Source organism: Psychrobacter sp. ANT206, assembly GCF_056880555.1.
Genome location: NZ_CP096271.1, coordinates 1149781 through 1169223, shown reverse-complemented (window position 1 = coordinate 1169223; position 19443 = coordinate 1149781). Strand labels below are relative to the sequence as shown.

The window sequence follows — 19443 nt, the reverse complement described above, 5'->3', positions numbered from 1 at the left end:
ATACTGTCAGCAGTCGGTTTTTTAGCGTTATTAGTTTTTGATAGCGTTAATAATTTTCAATACCGACTGCAACACAGTACTGATAGGCTTTAATAATAAACCTCAATAATAACTTTCAACAATAAACAGGGACAATTATGAATATTTTAATGGTACTAACTTCACACGATAAATTGGGCGATACTGGTAAGAAGACTGGTTTTTGGCTAGAAGAATTTGCCGCACCTTACTATGCTTTTTTAGATGCCGGTGTCAATATCACGATTGCCTCTCCTGCAGGCGGTCAACCACCACTTGACCCAAGTAGTGACACGCCGGATGCTCAAACCAAAGATACCAAACGTTTTAAAGAAGATCCTGAAGCCCAAGAACGCCTAGCAACGACTAAAAAATTGGCAGATATGAAAGCGGAAGATTTTGATTCAGTATTCTATCCTGGTGGTCATGGTCCAATGTGGGATTTAGCCGTTGATAAAAACTCGATTGCATTAATTGAGACGTTTATCAAACAAGATAAGCCCGTTGCTTTTGTCTGCCATTCTCCTGCCGCGCTCAAAAACGTTAAAATCGATGGCGAGTATCTGGTCAAAGGCAAAACGGTCACAGGCTTTAGTAATACCGAAGAAGAAGCGGTTCAGCTCACTGACGTCGTGCCTTTCTTATTAGAAGATGTGCTAAAAGCCAATGGCGGAAACTATGAAAAAAGCTCTGATTGGGAATCGTTTGTGGTCGAAGATGGTTTGCTGATCACGGGTCAAAATCCAGCGTCGTCAGAAGAAGCCGCCAAGCGTTTAATGGCTAAAATACAGGCTTAATAGCATCAAATCCACTGCAAAAAGGCTAACTAAATGATTCGCTTACATCACCTCAATCAATCACGCTCATTACGGACGTTATGGCTTTTAGAAGAATTGGGACAACCTTATGAAATTATTAGCCACCAGCGTGATGCCAAAACGCATCTAGCACCAGATAGCCTAAAAGCGGTACATCCTCTTGGTAAGTCTCCGGTTATTGAGATGGATGGCGAGCTATATGCAGAGTCAGGTGCGATTACTGAGCTATTGATTGAGCGGTTTGCACCTGATAATCTGCGCCCTGCTATCGATAGCGCAGATTATGGTCATTATTTACAGTGGATTAACTTTGCTGAAAGCTCGCTGATGCTGCCGCTTTTGCTTGAATTATTTACCAATAAAGCAGGTGCTGGTGATAATGCATTTTTAAAAGGGTATATCGCTCAAGAAAAACACAGGCTACTGAGCTATCTAAATGACGAGGTGGCAGGCAAATCCTTTATCGTGGGTAACAAGCTAAGCGGTGCAGATTTTATGCTGTCGTTTGATTTGATTATGCTTCTCAAGCGTGAGGCGTTAGAGGATTATCCTCATATTAAAGAATACGCGCTACAACTGGCAAGCCTTGATAGCTATCAGCGCGCCATGCGTTTGGAAGCAAATTATGATATGACTACTCTGACATAAATCCCACGGTTAAGCGCGTAGATGCGAACGATAATCAAAAACTATGATAAAATAGCTCAAGCTCTTCTTGGGCTATTTTTTCTTATACAGCATTATTAAGTATTAAAGTTTTATATCTTTATGCTTTTATTGTTCTGTGACCTATTTTTTACAGCGCTTTGAATGAGTGAGCGCTAAGAATAAAACCGTATGATGAGCGCCGACCACGCTTATTAGACACCGCCTGATACTTGGGAGCGTTATCATGAATTTACATTATCCGTCGTTACCGATGATAGATAGCCCATGAGTACCGACTATCAGTTTAAACCTCATGAACAGCCGTTCATGCTAGGCTCTCCTGCCACACCCGATCATCCTACTTATCGAAAAGTATTTTACTTACTAATCGGTATTTTTATCGGTATTACTGCCAGTTTTCAAAACGGTTTATTAGTCGCCAACCTCTCTCAAATTCAAGGTGAGATGGGCTTAACCCCTGTTGAGGGTGGCTGGATATCAGTCGCTTACAATATGACCAATGCCTGTATCACGGTACTGCTCTATAAAATTCGCCAACAGTTTGGTATGTCGTTATTTAGCAAAATCACCCTATTCTTTTTGCTCTCAGCGACCAGTATGCAGTGGTTAGTCAGTAGTCATCTATTGAGCTCAACCACCGGAATTAGCATTGATCCTTATTATTTAGAGCTGATTGCCCGTGGCTTTAGCGGCGTGGTCGCGAGCGCTATGACAGTATTGTCTATCTTTTATTGTTTGCAAGGCATGCCAGCAGCTCGGCGTATTAGTGGACTGATTTTGGGCTTTGGCTTGGTACAGTTTGGGGTGCCTTTATCTCGCATCATCTCGCCTTATCTTGCCGCCGATGGTCAACTTGAAGGCTTGTTTTTATTCCAAGTAGGCTTAGCTTTGATATGCTTTGGCTTAATTAACCTTCTTGAGCTGCCACGCGGTAATATGGAAAGAGTCTTTGAAAAGCTGGATATTGTCAGCTTTGTTTTTTTTGCGACTGGTCTTGCAGCATTGGCAGTGTTTTTGGTACAAGGGCGTATTTTATGGTGGACGACTCCTTGGCTCAGTTATCCACTGATTATTTCCGTCGTCACCATTTCTATTGCGTTGTGGATTGAAACCCATCGTAAAAATCCAATGCTACAAGTACGTTGGATGCGCAGCCGGACGATTATCGCCTTTATGATAACGGGCGCTGTGATGCGTATCTTGCTGTCGGAGCAAAGCGTTGGCGCGGCAGGGTTATTGGCTAACCTCGGTTATGGCAATGATCAGCTGATTGTGTTCTATGCCATTATTTTAGCCGCTAGTGCGCTGGCATTGGTGCTTAGTATTTTTACGACCAATGCGATGGACCTGCGTCGACCGGTTATTTTTGCCGTGGCATTGATTGCGATTGGTGCATGGATAGATACGGGTGTGTCACTGAATTCTACACCTGTCATGTTTTATTTTAGTCAGTTTATCATTGCGTTTGCTGCCGTATATTTTATGGGACCGATGGTATTTGAAGGGATGTTTCGTGCCATTGCTAATGGACCTGCCTATATTATTAGCTTCTCGGTGATTTTTGGTATTTCGCAAACGGTTGGCGGTTTAGCAGGTGCCGCCGGTATTCAAGCCTTTACCACTATTCGCACGCAGATGCACTATGCAGATATGGTCAGCTCGATGACTGCTGGCAACCCTGCTCAAATGACCCAAATGCTGCAAGGGATTCAGCGCCAAGCGACCGTTGCCGCTTATGATGATTTATTCTTTTTAATGGCAGTGAGCGCTACGATTACCGCGATCTATTTATTAATGGTGTATTTCTATTATTTGTATCATAAGCGCAATCCTCTTGGTAAAGAGCTTGCCGCGTTAGCAGAAATGATGGGCAAAAAATAGCAGATAGTGCAAATGCTATTGTGTATTCTATAGCGCCTATTCTCTCTTATTATTATTGTAACGTTATCTATTATGCTTATTAAATCCTTTAGGAGCGTGTCATGAACGAAGACAAACCGAACCGCGTTGATGACGCAAGCACCCCTAACAAAACAGCTAAAACTGTTGAAAATGCTCAAGCTAGTGAATCATTATCAAATCAAGCGGTTGTGGATACACCATCACAGTCATACGTGGCTTCCAATAATGACACAAATACCAATATAGCAGCCATTCAACCTGAACCGACTATGCCTGCAATTCGGATTCAAACCGACCCTTCTGATGACTTACCTACGAATACCAATGAGCCTATAGACGCCGCTGATACAAATAAAATAGACAGCACTGAGGCAGGCGATGGCAAAGATGATACACCGATGCCACCCACTGAATCTATTCCTGCGCCAGCAGGTTGGTCGCCCAAAAAGAAGTCGTTTTTTAATTTAGCCTTACTGATTGCACTGATTGTTATTGGTGTGGCACTCATTCTCTATGCGTGGAAACTGCCACCTTTTACCCCAACCATGCAGCAAACCAATAATGCTTTTGTTAAAGGACAAACCACCATTATCAGTCCGCAAGTGTCAGGTTATGTGACAGAAGTAGCAGTAGAAGATTTTGCGAATGTTGCAGCTGGTGACTTATTGGTAAAAATAGATGACCGTACTTTTCAGCAGCAGCTCGAACAAGCGCAGGCGAATATCGATATTGCGTTAACCAATCGCTCTAGTAATGCGCAAGATACTGGCACCAGCCAAGCACAGATTCAGGCACGTGAGGCAGATGTTTATAGCGCCAAAGTGAGTGTCGACAGTGCCCGAGAGGACGTCAACCGTTATCAGGGCTTGATTGCCATTGGTGCAGTATCAAGTGCAGATGTTGCCCATGCTGAAGCTCAATTAGCAAAAGCACAAGCTGGTGTCCAACAAGCGGAAGCCAATTTACAAGTGGCGGTCGAGGGCAGCAAAAAAACGACGGCTAGCCGCTCTTCATTAGATGCCAATATCAAAAATGCTGAAGCTGCCGCAAAACAAGCACAGATTAATTTGGACAACACCATAATCCGTGCTCCTGAATCGGGACAACTGAGTCAGTTGACCGTTAAAACAGGACAATATGTCACTGCTGGTACGCAGCTTATGTATATCGTACCAAAAGGCGTATGGATTATTGCCAACTTTAAAGAGACGCAAGTGGCAAATATGACCATTGGTGAAGCGGCCACTATTCATGTGGATGCCTTAGGTGGCACACGGTTTAGCGGACGGGTCAGCAATATATCACCCGCAACAGGCAGTGAATTCAGTGCTGGCGCTGCCAATCCTGCGACAGGTAACTATATTAAAATCGCTCAGCGTATTCCGGTACGCATCGACTTAGACTCTAACCAGCCAGACCTTGCCCGCCTACGTCCTGGTATGTCTGTTTCGGTAGATGTTGATACCAAATAGCTCCACTACTAAAGAAATAAAAAAAGCCACTTTTTTTGCCATATGAATATGACAGGTAAAGTGGCTTTTTTATAGACATGAACTTCTTCTAAGCCCATATCATGCGCTATTGATTACGTTTAAGGCAATAAGCGTTTGGTGCTAAAGCTACCATCCGCCTCTTTATGATAGACAATACGGTCATGCATTCGATTGGCGCGACCTTGCCAAAACTCCATCTCATTGACAGTAATCTCGTAACCACCCCAAAACTCAGGCGTTGGTACGGCTGCGCCTTCTGGATAGTCTGTTTTCAATTGCTCAAACGTCTGCTCCATCACATCGCGATTAGCAACTTCACCGCTTTGTGGTTGGCTAACCCATGCGCCTACTTGGCTATCGTGCGGGCGTTTTTGAAAGTAAGCAGCAGATTTATCAGCATCAATTTTAGCAATACTGCCGCTGATACGAATCTGACGCTCAAGCTTGTGCCAAAAAAACAGCGCTTCGGTATTAGGATTTTCAGCGATATCTTGACCCTTGGCACTTTCGTAATTGGTATAAAAAACGATACCTTTATCTGTAATTTCACGCAATAGAACAATACGTACGCTAGGTTTATTATCCGCCCCACAAGTCGCTAAGCTCATCGCATACGGTTCTTGTACTTGCGCCTCTATTGCTTCATTCATCCAAACATTTAATAGCTCAAATGGTGATGCTGGTACTGACTGTTGGTCTAGTTGACCTTTTTCATATGACAAACGCTGATCGCTAAAGTCCATACTCATGATTGTCCCTTATTTTGCTATTCTAGTGTGTTTATATCAAAGACTATTAACCTAATATAGCTTTTATTTTATCTGCCAAATCATTCGCCATTACATCACACTCTATCTCATCATCTGATTCAACCATGACTCGAATCATCGGCTCTGTACCCGATTGACGAATAAGCAAGCGACCGCGACCTTCTAAAGTAGCACGAGCTTTATCAAAAGCAACCACTAGCTCTTCATGCTCAAATGGATCTTGCATTTGAGACAAGCGTACATTGACCAGTTTTTGTGGCAATACTTCAAAGCCCTCAGTTAAATCACTTAGCGCTTTGCCTTTTGCTTGCATAACTGCAAGTATCTGCAAACTTGCAATAATAGCGTCGCCAGTCCGGCTTTTATCCAAGCATAAGATATGACCTGACGGCTCACCGCCCAATATCCAACCGTTGGCCTCAAGCTCTTGCATCACATAACGATCGCCTACTTTTGCCCGTGTAAACTCAATATCAGCCGCTTTTAACGCCAACTCTAAACCCATATTGCTCATTAGGGTGCCAACGACACCTGCCACCTTTGTTTGACCTTGAGTAGCGAGCACATACAAGATACCATCGCCGTCAACCAAATTGCCGGCTTCATCGACCATCACAATACGGTCGCCATCACCATCTAAGGCAATGCCCACATCGGCTTCGTATTTTAGCACTGCTTCTTGCAGACCTTCAGGATGCGTTGAGCCACAATCAGCATTGATATTGACACCGTCAGGCTTATTATTAATGGCGATGACATTGGCCCCCAGCTCACGCATGACACGAGGCGCCACGCTATAGCCTGCACCATTTGCACAGTCGACGACCACAGTCAGATGATCTAAATCATATTGATAGGGAAAGCTGCCTTTACAGAATTCAATATAGCGACCTTTCGCATCATCGATACGATTATTTTTACCCAATTGTGCCGGATCAAGAATAGGCATTACAGCATCGTTATTACCGTCAGCCGCCATAATAGCGTCCAACTTATCATTGATAGCATTTTGCATTGCATCAGTTAATTTTTTGCCGTCGGCTGAGAAGAACTTGATGCCATTATCATAGTATGGATTGTGTGAAGCAGAAATAACCACGCCTGCATCGGCATTAAAGCTACGGGTTAAATGTGCGATAGCAGGTGTGGGCAATGGCCCTAACATATATACATCGACGCCAGCGGCATTAAAGCCGGCTTGTAGTGCGCCTTCGATCACATAGCCTGACAACCGCGTGTCTTTACCAATCACAACACTTGGCTTACGCGGCGAATTTTGATTGTTTTCTATCAGCACCAATCCTGTGACATAACCCAATTTCAAGATAAAGTCTGGCGTAATTGGCAGCTCACCAAATTTACCGCGAATACCATCAGTGCCAAAGTAGCTCATTATTATTTTTCCTTAAATCTAAAAGTAAAAGCCCCGACGTGGAAGCAGGCTCAGTAGCTTCAATCATTCACTGTCATCAATGGTTTTGATAAGACAAACAGTTATCAATTATTAGAATAATCTATGATTGTATTTTACAAAAAAAACAGCCAACAATAACAAGGCATTGTTGGCTGTTTGTATCTTAACGTCGCTTGACACTGTACAGCTGCGAGTCATCGCATCCTATAGCGGCAAAGATATAATTAGTCGACTCGATAGTTAGGTGCTTCTTTGGTGATTTGCACATCATGCACATGCGATTCTTTCATACCCGCTGAGGTAACTTTGATGAACTGTGGTTTGCTGCGCATATCTTCAATCGTGGCACAGCCGGTATAACCCATAGATGAGCGCAAGCCACCTACCAATTGGTTGACGATACCAGCGACTGGACCTTTATAAGGTACACGACCTTCGATACCTTCTGGCACCAATTTTTCTACGCCATCTTTGGCATCTTGGAAGTAGCGATCTGATGAACCGTTTTGACCTGACATCGCGCCCAAGCTACCCATACCGCGGTAAGCTTTATAATAGCGACCTTGGAACAACTCAACTTCACCTGGCGCTTCTTCTGTACCTGCCATAAGTGAGCCAACCATGATGCATGACGCACCAGCAGCAATGGCTTTTGCCATATCACCTGAATAGCGAATACCACCATCAGCAATCAATGGAATACTGTCTTGCAAAGCGCTTGCAACACTATCAATCGCCGAGATTTGCGGTACACCGATACCAGCGATGATACGTGTGGTACAGATAGATCCTGGACCAATACCAACTTTGACCGCATCAGCGCCAGCATCACGTAAAGCTTTTGCAGCATCGCCTGTCGCGATATTGCCGCCAATCACTTGTACATGCGGGAAGTGCTTTTTAATCCAAGATACTTTATCAATAACGCCTTTTGAGTGACCATGCGCGGTATCAACAACGATGATATCGACGTCAGCCGCAATCAATGCTTCAACGCGTGCTTGAGTATCAGCGCCCGTACCAACTGCTGCGCCCACACGCAGGCGACCTTGCTCATCTTTACAAGCATTGGGATTGTTTTCAGCTTTAGCAAAGTCATTGACTGTAATCAGACCACGCAAACGGAAATCATCATTGATAACAATAACTTTTTCGATACGGTGCTCGTGTAGCAGTCTTTTGATGTTTTCGTTGCTCTCACCTTCTTTAACGGTGACGAGCTGCTCTTTCGGCGTCATGATATGGCTAACTGGTAACGACAGATTGGTCTCAAAGCGCCAGTCACGATGAGTAACGATACCAACTACTTTATCAGTGCCCTTTTCAACCACTGGCACGCCTGAGATGTTATTGTCTTGGGTCAGTCTTAATAACTCACCGATGGTCATCTCTGGATGCACAGTAATAGGATCAACCACAGTACCAGCTTCGAATTTCTTGACGCGGCGCACTTGCATTGCCTGCTTATCGATATCCATACTCTTATGCAAAATACCTAAACCACCAAGTTGTGCCATGGTAATGGCCATCTCAGACTCAGTGACTGTATCCATAGCAGCAGAAATTAGCGGTAAATTTAGCGTGATACTTTTTGTTAGGCGGGTCGTTAGATTAGCAGCTTTTGGCAGTATTTCTGAATAAGCTGGCAATAATAAAACGTCATCAAAGGTTAAGGCTTCATCGACAATTCGCAACATACAGACCCCTAGTAGTGGTTATTTTGATGGGTGGGCAATACAGCATCAAGAAAATCAACGAAAATTCTATCAAAATCATAAGGTTATAAACCTAGCAGAAAATAATAAAACCGTGGGCAACAAATACTAAATACAAACATTCGCTCGGCACATCATCAATTCATCATTGCTCATTAAATCATTGGCTCAGCAGACTGGCTAATACAGCGCCCTTTACCTGCCCCAAAATCTAACTATACAATGCTTAACAACTGAATTATCCCTTAAAAATAACGCCATATTATAACAAATAAGCAAGCAAATCGCATGCTATATTTGTCAATAGGTTTTACCCAAAGCTGTCTATCGATAATGACGCTGTACATTCAAATTTTTTAAGCGCTAAACCAATAGACATTGACTATTTTTGTCTCAATACAAGGTGCTCAGCTGGTAAATAATGCTTTTGTTCACGGTACAAATAATCAAGCATCTGCTCACGTATCTCGCAGGCCAGTGTCCATGCTTCTACAGGGCCTACCGCTGAAACAGCGCCACGCAGTTGAATGGTCTTTTCAGTTACCTCAACGACAAATATTTCAGGCTCAGTTTTATTGTCCCAAAGCTTATTGTCTTTCACCACCGAAATAAACTGCTGCCGAATGGCGTCAATATCTGCACCATAATCGATATATAAGAACACAGGACAGGTCTGATGTACTTCTGTATGCGACCAGTTCTCTACCATTTCGGTGATCAATTCGCGCATCGGCACGATTAATCGACGTTCATCCCATGTTTTTAGTACCGCATAAGTGTAACGCAGGTCCTCAACGGTACTAAAGTTGCCATCCATTATCACACTGTCGCCAATTCGTACGGGCTGTGTCACTGCTACCTGTACTCCAGCAATGATGTTACCCAGTATTGGTTGAGCGGCGATACCAATGACCACGCCAGCAATGCCAGCCGAAGTCAGTAAGGTTTTGCCAAAGCCTTCCATATTGGCAAACTCACTCAGACCTATCCAAATACTGCCCAACACCATGACAAATACGAAGACGCGGCGAAATATCGATACGTAAGTTCGACGACGGCGCACTTTGTCAAACTGCTCCTCTCCTAGATTTTCAATCTGCATATCTTGATAGCGGTTGGCAAAAAAGTTGATAACACGTATACCGAGCCACATGGCGCTAAAGACCAATCCAATCCAAATAATCGGACGTGTCGAGGAAGCGACTGCATCCAGATAAGGAAAGCCGCCCGATACCAAGGTAAATACCGATGAGAAGCTGATGGTAAAAGTTAAAGGGACCGTCAGCTTATTGACCAAATCCTCTACACCGTTGTGATGAAGGGTGCCAAGACGGTTGCCTTCTTTATCCATGACATACCAATTGAGGAGCTTGCCAGCGGCAGTACTTAGCAGCCAGCCAATGCCCATGGTAAAGGAGAAGAATATAAATAACGCTAAAAATTCCCAGATAGCAATATTAAAAAGCTTTAGCTTGGTCCAACTAGGCAGATAGCGCTCAAACTTTGCCGGATGATATTGCTCATAAAGCTTATCAATATTTGCCACCGTCTGCGCTGAAAATACCCAAAAAGGCGCACTATCATCAATACGTACACGCTCTAGATGCAAGGGTACTCGGCGCTCGCGATAATCAATATAACCCAGCTGAATCGAACGTCTAGGAATGCCTTGAATACTGTTCGTGCTACCAAGCGGTGGCTCAATCAAACCGTCAGGACGATCTGGCAATTCATCAAAAACATAGAGCTTTTTTTCAATCAACAGAAAATCAAGCTGTTTGACCAAATCCATTGCTTGATTCGACTGTGATTCACTATCAATCAAGTTCATATTTAGTGCATAAGCTGCCAAATCATATTGCTGATTCATGACTGCCGATTGGAAAAACTCTAATGTGGCAAGTGGTGTCGACAAGTTTGGCGGCTCAGACAAGGGCGGCAAACCTGCATTAAGCTTATCTAACGTATAGTAGTTTTCGTTGTAATCACCAGTGAGACCAGAGTCTCCTTGTAGCACACCTGCTTGCTGCACTGTCCTTTTTTCTAGCGGGCTAATTACCTCTGCTGCAACGGCAGAAACAGTCACTCCTTCTTCTTTTAACTTATCGATTCTTTGCGCAGCATACTCCACCAAATTTTCTGGTTTTGTAGTAACTGTCTCTTCAATATTTCGATTGTCTATGTCCTCAGTACTGCTTGCTGCATAAGCAGAAATGCACGCCATATTTAATAGGATAAATAAGCTGCCAATTATAAAGAGCAGTCGCGGTAAAAATTGGGCATGAGACTGTAGAGAGTGAGTCCTGAGAAATCCGAAAGGAGTTTGCATACAAAAACTCTTGCTAATAAGTATGATATTAAGCTAATGCAGAAGACACAAAAAAGCCAGCAGATAGCTGGCTTAATTTATTATTGTTTGTGAATGAACAAGCGCAAAAAACTAATGCTTACATTAAGCACGGCGCCAAGTGGTGCCCGCACGACTGTCTTCAAGCTCAATACCAGCCTCTTTCAACTGCACACGAATCTCATCAGCACGCGCAAAGTCTTTATTGGTTTTGGCATCAGCGCGCTCGATGATTAGCCCATCAATGGCTTCGTCGGTTAAACTATCTTCAGCTACTTCACCAATGACGGCTTGCAAGAACTGCTGCACAGGCTGCTGTAAAATATTAAGCGTTTGCGCCAAAGCTTTTAAGTGCTGCGCTAATTGCCATGCAGTCTCTACATCTTCTGCTTTACTCGCTTTATTGATATCACGCGCCAATCCAAATAGTACACTGATAGCCGTTGAGCTATTAAAGTCGTCATTCATGGCTTTGATAAAGTCTTGTCCCACTGCACTGGCGTAGGCATTATTAATCAAGGCTTCATCGATAATAAGTACCTCACCTTTTTGTTGTTCAGCAACTTTTAATGCTTGATACAACCTGCTTAGGCTATTATGCGCTTCGTCCAAGGCACTATCAGAGAAGTTTACTTGACTGCGATAATGACTCGACAATAAGAAGAAACGCACCGTTTCTGGTAAGTATTTTGCCATGACATCACGAATGGTAAAGAAATTCCCCAATGACTTGGACATTTTTTCGCCATCAACATTGATAAAACCAACGTGCATCCAGTTACGCGCGTATTCACAGCCGGTCGCTGCTTCAGATTGGGCAATCTCATTTTCATGATGCGGGAACTGCAAATCATGACCGCCGCCATGGATATCAAAGGTATTACCAAGGCATTTGGTCGACATCGCTGAGCATTCAATATGCCAGCCTGGACGCCCTTGACCCCAAGCTGATGCCCATTGCGGCTCATCAGGTTTCGCCGCTTTCCATAACACAAAGTCAAACGGATTGCGCTTATCGTTTTCGACTTCGACCCGTAAGCCTGCCTGCATATCGTCAAGGTTACGTTTTGACAATTTGCCATAATCTGCAAAACTATCGACCGCGTAGTAGACATCACCATTATCGCCCGCGTAGGCATAGTCATTACTAACCAGCGTCTCAATCATCTGCTGCATCTCATCGATATGATCGGTCGCACGCGGTTCTGCATCAGGGGACAAGCAGCCAAGTACTGTCGCATCTTCATGCATGGCAGTAATAAAACGTTGGGTCAATGTGCCAATCTCTTCACCATTTTCGGCAGCACGAGTAATGATTTTGTCATCAATATCAGTAATATTACGCACGTAATTTACGTCATAGCCCAATTGTGCTAGCCAACGTACTGCCATATCAAAGCCAACCATCACTCGAGCGTGACCGATATGACAATAATCATAAACCGTCATGCCACACACATACATGCCAACTTTGCCCGTGGCAAGCGGCTTGAATGCTTGCTTGCGTCCAGTAAGTGAGTCATAGATGACGAGCTGAGACATCGCGTCTGCAAGAGGTGTGGTCATAGTCATAAAGCCTTTAAATTAAAAGTATAAGAGAAAACAAGCCTAGCAATCATGTACGCTTAGCCAATAAAAAAGCGCTTACATAAGAAAATCACGCATAAATCAAGGGTAAAGAGAACATCAATATAAAACTTAACCCATTATCTTAGCGAAAATGCTCGTAAAATACTACAATGAGCGCGCAAGTAAGACTCTGTAATGATAAAAACATTGATAGTTAAGGATAAAAATATGGGCAATCGTTTAAGCAAAATTTATACGCGTACTGGCGATGATGGTAGTACTGGCATGGCAGATGGCAGCCGCGTTAGCAAGGCGGACAGCCTATTTAGTGTGATGGGTGATATTGATGAGCTCAACTCCCATATCGGTTTAGTACGCGCGCAGCTTACTCAAGCGTTAAGTGCGCAAACCAACAATTTAAGTCACAGCCAACAGCTACCTGAACGCTTACAAACAAAGCAAGAAGTCGACTTTGCCCAAGCTTTAGTCATTATTCAACATTTATTATTTAATATCGGTGGTGAGCTTGCTATGCCAGAATATGAAGGCGTAAATACGATTCATATTGATTGGCTTGAGCAGCAGATCGATGCGATGAATACGACGTTACCACCGCTAAAAGACTTTATCTTACCAACAGGCTCATTATTGGTCAGCCAGTTACATGTAACACGTACTGTTTGTCGCCGCGCTGAGCGCCAAGCAGTATTACTAAAACAAGCTCAGCCTCAAGCCATTCGACCGACAGCGGTCAGCTTTATCAACCGTTTGTCTGATTGGCTCTTTGTCGCCGCACGTTTTTGCACAGATCCCAAGCAGGTCTCTGAAGTATTATGGGACAGCCAAGTATTACAAAAATTCGCTGATAGTTGAGCCATTTAATGAACCATAAAAAAACGCCCGCAATAAATATATTGCAGGCGTTTTTTTATTGAAATACTGAATTGAAATATTGAAACGATGCTTATCGATATTTAGTAGCAATAAGATTAATAAGTTGCTTCTTTATCTTCAATAATGACCATATCAATGCTTTCATCTTTAGGCGTTGCTTTTGGCGCTTCTGGAGCAGCAGGTGTAGGAGTTACTGTACTAGGCGCAGTAGTGCTAGGTGTTGGCGCTGACGGAGTGCTACTTGGCGTCTTTGTATTTTGACTACTGTTTTGATTAACAACTGGTGGCTTAGCAGGCTGTGCTGGGCGCACAGGCGCAGCTGGCGTTACTGCTCTTGGCTGACTACTATTATTATTGTTCTGTGTATTCTGTGCTGGTTCACGGCGGCGTTCAGATTGCTGAGTAGCACGTTGGGCGCGCTGCTCTTCCATTGCTGACTGGAGCGTTGAGCTGGCGACCACTTCTGATACCACTGTTAATAATGCCGGCTGTCCTGCGATACGTGTACGTACTTGACCACCTTGCGTACCAACAACATAGGTAAAAGCATCATCAATGAGCATATTGTTATTGATACGAATATTGTCATTGGCTAAGCGCGATTGCAAACTTGGCTGATTATTAGCGGCTTGCACTTGGCTGGCTTGATATAAGTCTTCACTTGGCAGAGTCATGCTGACGCTTGCCTGACAGGTTGTCAGACCATTTTCATTGGTTGCTTGCAACACGGCGGCATTTTGTATATCGATGATAATACCGTTTGCTTTAGTAGAAACCACACCGCTGCCTAAGCCAATCTCTGCATCGTTGGCATAACTGACTGCTAAAGTTTGGGCTTGTTGATTGAGCGTATTTTTCAAAGCGGATTTGAGGCGGTCTTGTACCATAGGATCATCACAGCTCACTGCCGTGGCAGCAGCATTTTCACTAACCTGTGTTTCTTGCTCAGTCACTTCTACCGTTTCGGCATCGTCTTTTTCTGAGCGATCACAACCAGCAAGCGCTAAACCACATACCATGCCGATACCAGCAACTTTATACCATTTGCTCACACTTTTATTTGCTACGCTCATATCTCTTTTGCTCCAATTTACTGATTCGTACCGTCGCTCACGGACAGTATTTGACATTTACACTATAAAACTCAAATCTAGCAGAAACCGGTATTGCGATAGATTTGAAAACCACATTATTATACGGTGTTTGCAGGAGATGGTCATCCATGTAGCCTACTGATGTACAAATAACGTTCAACATTGTGTCCGAAATCTAGCTTTAGTTGCAAAAAAGCTACAAATATATATTCACCTAAACAAATATTAAAATGATGACAGAAAGTTTTATCAGCATAAAATTTTTATAAATGCTTTATTCAATACGCTTTGATACGTGATAGCGTTGGATGCAGTTAATAACAGACGATATAATATTTCCATTATAATGCTCAAAATATGAGATGGTCACTGGTTATGATAGATCTTAAGAACACTTTGCTACTTGGTCATCGCGGCGCGCGCGGTGAAGCATTAGAAAATACCTTATCAGGTTTTGAATATGCGCAAAATTTGCAAAGCTCTGGCTTAGCAGGTGTAGAGTTCGATGTACAACTTAGCCGAGATGGACAGCTTATCGTCTTTCATGATGAAACGCTTGAGCGCATGTGCGGGCAGCAATCACGTCTAGATCAGCTAAATGTGAGCGAAATACAGCGTCATCATCAGTTTGGTCAGCCAATTATCACGTTGCTTGACATTGCTTCTGCTCTAAATACCTATATTTATATTGAGCTTGAGGTTAAAACCCATAGTCGCACTGATTATGCCAAACTCGTAAAAGCCTTGATGCGTGACCTCATTGATAGCCCACTTGCTAGCCTACCGATTGTGCTGACCAGCTTTGATGTTGAGCTGCATGCCCATTTACAATGCAGTACTTTCATGAGGCATATACCACGTGGGCTGCTTATTCGAGAGCCTAAACTACTGAAACAGGCTCCCAATACTGCCTTACAACTTGGCTGTAAGCAATTAGGTATCCACTATCCGCTTTTGAATCGTGAAGTCATACAGTATTGTCATCGCTATGACTTACCTGTAAGTGCATGGACGGTCAATGATATTGAGACTATTAAGCAGCTTATAAACTGGCAAGTTGATGTGATTATTACCGATTATCCAAGCTATTTATTACTGCCTTAACGCATTACTCCTATTTCTAAACTCGCTTTTGCGGTGTACATATTTATTGTTTTACTTACATTTTTACCTTATAGCTGATAAGTCACGGCTTATTTGCCATAACACCTACTATAATCCATACAAGTTATTGTTATTTAGCAATATTTTTATAGTGTATAAGTGTTCACTTTACTAAGTATTTAAGGTAATATAGACGCTTAAATTAATACCGTTAGGGATATTATATGATTGCAAAAAAAGCACTTGGCTTACCGCTTAAAGGCTTACGTTTCGCTATCAAATCTGGTGACACATTTGTCAAAAATGCCAGCATTCAAGTCACACGTTTTAAAACACGTTTTGATGAGAATAAAGCAAAAAAATCACTCGATGAGATGCCAGTTGCCAAACGCAACTATGCAAGCGCCTCTGAGCAGACTGAACTGCCTACCGATGTAGACAGTATCGATATGCGTGAATTTGAGTTTACCAAAGCACCGATTAACTGGATTCCAGCGACTATTCTGGTAGCCACGCCTATTGCTGCAGCAATTATTACGCCATGGTATCTGTTCACCCATCAAGTCAGTGCACCGGTTTGGGGCGTATTTGGTGCGTTTATGGTTTGGACGGGTATCAGTATCACAGCAGGTTATCACCGTTTATTGTCGCATCGTGCTTATAAAGCGCATCCAATCGTCAAAAACTTTTTATTGCTAGGTTCTACCTTTGCGGTACAGGGTTCAGCGTTTGACTGGGTTTCTGGTCACCGTACGCATCATCGTCATGTCGATGATCGCTTAGAAGACCCGTACTCAGCGAAACGTGGCTTTTTCTTTAGTCATATGGGCTGGATGCTACGCAATTATCCTAGTGGTAAGTTTGACTATAAAAATATCCCTGACCTGACCAAAGATAGAACGCTGCAAATTCAGCATAAATATTACGGTTTATGGGTCGCTGCATTGAACATCGGTGCAGTCGCCGCGATCGGTTGGTTATTGGGTGATGTTTGGGGTACTTTGGTCATCGTCGGTTTGCTACGTCTGGTACTGACGCATCACTTTACCTTCTTTATCAATTCGCTATGTCATATGTTTGGGTCGCGTCCTTATACCGATACCAACACTGCACGTGATAACTTCTTCTTGGCTCTATTTACGTGGGGTGAGGGTTATCATAACTATCATCACTTCTTCCAGTACGATTATCGTAATGGCGTAAAATGGTGGCAGTATGATCCAACCAAATGGCTCATCGCTGGTTTATCGAAGCTGGGCTTGACTACTGAGCTACGTACTGTTGACGACACCACTATCAAGCATGCTGAAGTACAAATGCAATTTAAAGCAGCGCAGCAGCAGATTGATACGGTCACATCAAGTGGTATTGATATTCCTCATGCGATGAAAAGCTTCCAAGATCGTATTAAGTTTGAATACGATGCCTTTACGCAAACGGTTGAAGAATGGCAAGCATTAAAAGCAAAAACCATTGAGCTGAAAAAGACCGAGTTTGCTGATCGCTTGCATGAAGTTGAAGATGAGTTAAAGCAAGATTATGCCAAGATTGAACAAAAAATATTAGCGCATAACAGCAATCTAAAAACAGCATTTCGCTCTATCGGTGAAAGCGCAAAAGCGGCTTAATTATTGATAACTGTTTGATTATTTAGTATTTTATTGCGACGTTTCTCCTTCCCTCTATCTGTAAAAGATAGGGGGATTTTTTTGTGCGGTATTAAATCTCATGTCTATTGATAAACAATGATGTGATAAACAATCATGTAATAATTAATCATGATTTACAAGAGACGGAAAGAGTGCAATGCTGCTATATCAAGGCTATGTTATAGTGAGTTTACTCTATTCATATCTTAAATTTCTTCTCCCAGCTTTTATCTTTAAATTGGAACGGCTCTTATGCGCTATCAAAACACCTATGCTCAATTGGACACCCGTCTTTATAATGAGCAACTGCCAAACCCATTAGACAATCCTCGTGTCGGTCATTTTAATATTCAAGTTGCTGAGCAGCTGGGCTGGACGGAAGATACAGATTTGATGAATCGTTGGGTTGAAATACTTGGCGGACAGTATGTGCCAGCTGAATTTCAGCCTTTATCAATGGCGTATGCCGGTCACCAGTTTGGGCAATGGGCGGGGCAATTGGGCGATGGTCGCGGCTTATTGATGGCGCAAGTACTCGATAAAAACAATCAATTACAAGATTTACATCTAAAGGGTGCAGGCTTGACGCCCTACTCACGCATGGGCGATGGGCGTGCAGTATTACGCAGTACCATTCGTGAGTATTTATGTGGTCATGCGCTCACTCAGCTTGGTATTGCCTCATCTAATGCCTTGGGATTTGTGGTATCAGATACCAAAGTGCGCCGCGAACGAATAGAAGCAGGAGCGGCTTTAATGCGCGTCGCTGACAGTCATATTCGCTTAGGTCATATTGAGTGGATTGCCAGCTTTGCGCCCGACTTACTCGCTGAATTTACCGATTATATGATTGATACTTATTATTCAGAGTGCCGTGATAGTGACACGCCAGTCTTAGCATTTTTGCAGGCGGTGGTTGAATGTACTGCACGGATGATAGCTGATTGGCAACTGATTGGATTTGCGCATGGTGTTATGAATACTGATAACTTGTCTATTACCGGCAGTACTCTAGATTTTGGTCCATTTGGTTTTATGGAACGCTTTAACCCTGCTTGGATCAACAATCACTCTGATCATAGCGGACGCTACGCTTATCAAAATCAACCTGCTATTGGTCATTGGAATCTAAATATTTGGTTACCGCACTTTATGCGTCTAGACGGTGTGACGCGCGAGACGTTAGCAGATTGTCTAGCGCCTTATGAGGCGACCTTTATGCAGCATTATCAGCAAGGGCTATGCCGTAAGCTTGGGTTGCCACATCAGCGTGAAAGTTTAAGCTTAGCGTTTGAATGGTTGACACTACTAGAGGATAGTTTACTCGACTATACCAATAGTTTCCGAGCGTTATTAGGATTAATCGCACCGGATGAGCATCATTATGAGCAGCAGTTGCTTGCAACCCTGACGGCCGAGCTGAATCCTGAAGCACAGCAAGTCTGGCAAGCATGGTCGATCCGTTATCTGGCACAAGTAAAGCAGGTATCGATTACTCAAGCAATTGAGGATATGCAAGCCAGCAATCCTATTTATGTATTGCGTAACAGCATGGCTCAGCGTGTTATCGTTGCCGCAGAGCAAGGACAGTTTAAAGAACTAAATAGAGTATTCGAGTTGCTTGCTAGCCCTTACACGCTACATGATAGCGCCATTGACCTTGATACCTTACCGCCTGCGCCTCATGCACCGCAAATGCCAATCAGCTGTTCATCTTAATATATATTTATTCTGTAATATTTTGAAATATTTTGCATTTAGGGTTGATATTTGGGTCATTTTTTTGGCATTATCAACTAGCTAAATAATGAATATCAATTTATTATATTGTGTGCGCAGTTCATAGTCCTTAGCTAGGCAAATTATTGGCGATAATGTAGACTATCTATTTTGCACTATTGTTGTTTTTTGTTGATGTTTAAGCGCCGCATAGTACCCTTTAACAATCAATGTACACTCATGATCATATTCAATGGTTATTGAGAAT

At 43.1% G+C, this 19443-nt stretch carries 14 protein-coding genes; 8 read left to right on the top strand and 6 right to left on the bottom strand.

Annotation, left to right across the window (positions count from 1 at the left end):
* The first annotated feature begins 137 nt into the window (after positions 1-137).
* The 4 genes from M0221_RS04990 (at position 138) to M0221_RS04975 (ending at position 4879) form a co-directional block, all read left to right on the top strand.
* Positions 138-815, top strand: a complete 678-nt coding sequence (locus M0221_RS04990) for a type 1 glutamine amidotransferase domain-containing protein (protein ID WP_483284556.1) — start codon at positions 138-140, stop codon at positions 813-815.
* A 33-nt stretch (positions 816-848) separates the two neighbouring features.
* The gene (locus tag M0221_RS04985) at positions 849-1484 is read left to right on the top strand and encodes a glutathione S-transferase family protein (RefSeq protein ID WP_011513349.1); all 636 of its coding nucleotides are present in this window, start codon (positions 849-851) and stop codon (positions 1482-1484) included.
* Positions 1485-1769: 285 nt separating this feature from the next.
* The gene (locus tag M0221_RS04980) at positions 1770-3386 is read left to right on the top strand and encodes an efflux MFS transporter permease (RefSeq protein ID WP_011513348.1); all 1617 of its coding nucleotides are present in this window, start codon (positions 1770-1772) and stop codon (positions 3384-3386) included.
* A 101-nt stretch (positions 3387-3487) separates the two neighbouring features.
* Positions 3488-4879 carry an HlyD family secretion protein gene (locus M0221_RS04975; protein WP_483284555.1) on the top strand — a complete coding sequence of 464 codons (1392 nt, stop codon included), beginning with the start codon at positions 3488-3490 and terminating at the stop codon, positions 4877-4879.
* Between the two features lie 119 nt (positions 4880-4998).
* On the opposite strand, the gene pdxH is transcribed toward M0221_RS04975, so the two are convergent.
* The 5 genes from pdxH to cysS all read right to left on the bottom strand — a co-directional run bounded on the left by pdxH (position 4999) and on the right by cysS (position 12688).
* On the bottom strand, positions 4999-5649 hold the full coding sequence (gene pdxH / locus M0221_RS04970; RefSeq protein ID WP_483284554.1) for a pyridoxamine 5'-phosphate oxidase: 651 nt from the start codon (positions 5647-5649) through the stop codon (positions 4999-5001).
* A 46-nt stretch (positions 5650-5695) separates the two neighbouring features.
* On the bottom strand, positions 5696-7063 hold the full coding sequence (glmM, locus tag M0221_RS04965) for a phosphoglucosamine mutase (RefSeq protein WP_483284553.1): 1368 nt from the start codon (positions 7061-7063) through the stop codon (positions 5696-5698).
* Between the two features lie 245 nt (positions 7064-7308).
* Positions 7309-8781 carry an IMP dehydrogenase gene (guaB, locus tag M0221_RS04960; RefSeq protein WP_011280629.1) on the bottom strand — a complete coding sequence of 491 codons (1473 nt, stop codon included), beginning with the start codon at positions 8779-8781 and terminating at the stop codon, positions 7309-7311.
* A 400-nt stretch (positions 8782-9181) separates the two neighbouring features.
* Complete coding sequence (locus M0221_RS04955; RefSeq protein ID WP_483284552.1) at positions 9182-11023, bottom strand: mechanosensitive ion channel family protein; 1842 nt, start codon at positions 11021-11023, stop codon at positions 9182-9184.
* 228 nt (positions 11024-11251) lie between these two features.
* Positions 11252-12688: a cysteine--tRNA ligase gene (cysS, locus tag M0221_RS04950; protein WP_483284756.1), complete on the bottom strand. Its 1437-nt coding sequence runs from the start codon at positions 12686-12688 to the stop codon at positions 11252-11254.
* A gap of 255 nt (positions 12689-12943) precedes the next feature.
* Here cysS and M0221_RS04945 point away from each other — a divergent pair, with 255 nt between their 5' ends.
* The gene (locus tag M0221_RS04945) at positions 12944-13588 is read left to right on the top strand and encodes a cob(I)yrinic acid a,c-diamide adenosyltransferase (RefSeq protein WP_483284551.1); all 645 of its coding nucleotides are present in this window, start codon (positions 12944-12946) and stop codon (positions 13586-13588) included.
* Positions 13589-13704: 116 nt separating this feature from the next.
* Here M0221_RS04945 and M0221_RS04940 read toward each other — a convergent pair whose 3' ends face one another.
* Positions 13705-14682, bottom strand: a complete 978-nt coding sequence (locus M0221_RS04940; protein WP_483284550.1) for a hypothetical protein — start codon at positions 14680-14682, stop codon at positions 13705-13707.
* Positions 14683-15078: 396 nt separating this feature from the next.
* On the opposite strand from M0221_RS04940, the gene M0221_RS04935 reads away from it, so the two are divergent.
* From M0221_RS04935 to M0221_RS04925, 3 genes are all read left to right on the top strand, one after another.
* Positions 15079-15807, top strand: a complete 729-nt coding sequence (locus M0221_RS04935; RefSeq protein WP_483284549.1) for a glycerophosphodiester phosphodiesterase — start codon at positions 15079-15081, stop codon at positions 15805-15807.
* 449 nt (positions 15808-16256) lie between these two features.
* On the top strand, positions 16257-17435 hold the full coding sequence (locus M0221_RS04930) for an acyl-CoA desaturase (protein WP_181210356.1): 1179 nt from the start codon (positions 16257-16259) through the stop codon (positions 17433-17435).
* A gap of 273 nt (positions 17436-17708) precedes the next feature.
* The gene (locus M0221_RS04925) at positions 17709-19175 is read left to right on the top strand and encodes a protein adenylyltransferase SelO (RefSeq protein WP_483284548.1); all 1467 of its coding nucleotides are present in this window, start codon (positions 17709-17711) and stop codon (positions 19173-19175) included.
* The last annotated feature ends 268 nt before the right edge of the window (positions 19176-19443 follow it).